The 1,056-nt window shown below is 68.3% G+C and carries 1 protein-coding gene and 2 pseudogenes; all 3 read left to right on the forward strand.

From position 1 onward, the window contains the following. Positions 1-82 (forward strand): hypothetical protein (locus FPZ47_RS30085; protein ID WP_246133645.1); only part of this gene is annotated, 82 nt, incomplete at its 5' end. A gap of 145 nt (positions 83-227) precedes the next feature. Next, positions 228-732, forward strand: a pseudogene (locus FPZ47_RS27605) (SDR family NAD(P)-dependent oxidoreductase); the annotation flags it as partial. A 41-nt stretch (positions 733-773) separates the two neighbouring features. Further along, a pseudogene (locus FPZ47_RS27610) lies at positions 774-980 on the forward strand (ferritin-like domain-containing protein); the annotation flags it as partial. Positions 981-1,056: the final 76 nt, after the last annotated feature.

Below are 1,056 nucleotides of genomic sequence, written 5' to 3' on the forward strand. Positions count from 1 at the left end.
GCCCTACCCCGGCCCCAGCGGCGAACGCGCCCAATGGTGGTGGTACCAACCCTTCCAACCCCAACCACCACCCAACAACTAGCTTCGTGAACCGCAGCGGATCGCGGCCGAGCCCACCACATCGAGCCAAGCCGCCTCTTCAATGCTGACTGAATAACAAAGATCGGCATGCCGACGGGTGGCGTGACCACCCCTGACGGCCCAGAGAGCGTCCGCGCGTACGCGGACTGGTGATCAACAACGCCGGCGGCGCGGTGATCGGTGATGTGCCCCTGGATGATTGGGTGTGGACACTGGGGATCAACCCGTGGGGCCCCATCCACGGCTGCCTACGTGTTCGCCCCGGTGCTGCGCGAAGCGGGGGCGTCCCGCGCGCCCCGGGGCATCATCAATGTCGCCTCGGCGACCGCGTTCGGCGCGACCCCCGGCATGGCGGCCCATGACGACAGCAAGGCCGGGGTGCTGTCGCTGTCCGAGACCCTCGCCGCCGAGCTGTCCGGCACCGGAATCACCGTCACGGTGCTCTGCCCGACCTTCGTCAAGACCAACATCGTCGAACCCGGCCGCATCAGCGCCGAATCCGGCGCACTGGCCACCAGATTCATGCGCTGGACGGGGCTTGCGCCCGACAGAGTGGCGCGCACCTGCCTGGACGCCAACGCCCGCGGCGAGCTGTACTGCCCGCCGCAGCTGGACGCGAAAATCGGCTGCAACACCAAAAGGCTTGCGCCCGCGTCAACATGCACTGAACGCCGAACGAGACGGAGCTGCCGGTGGCCATCGACATGGAAGCCATGCTCGCCAAGATCAAGGACCGCCAGTGGGCGCTGGCCGACATCGACTGGGACGCGCCCGGCGCCGACACCATCCGGCCCGAGTTCCGGCCCAAGCGCACGGCGTTCATGGCCGACCTGTGCTGGATCGAGAACGTGGGCGCCCGCGGCTTCGCCGCGCTGGCCAGGAAGGCCCCCGACCCGACTGGATATCACGCTCGGTGAGAGCCGGTGTTCCGCTGTGGGGTGAGCCACTGTTCCGTTGGCTGGTGAGCCACTGCGG

Source organism: Mycobacterium helveticum, assembly GCF_007714205.1.
GTDB classification, from domain to species: domain Bacteria; phylum Actinomycetota; class Actinomycetes; order Mycobacteriales; family Mycobacteriaceae; genus Mycobacterium; species Mycobacterium helveticum.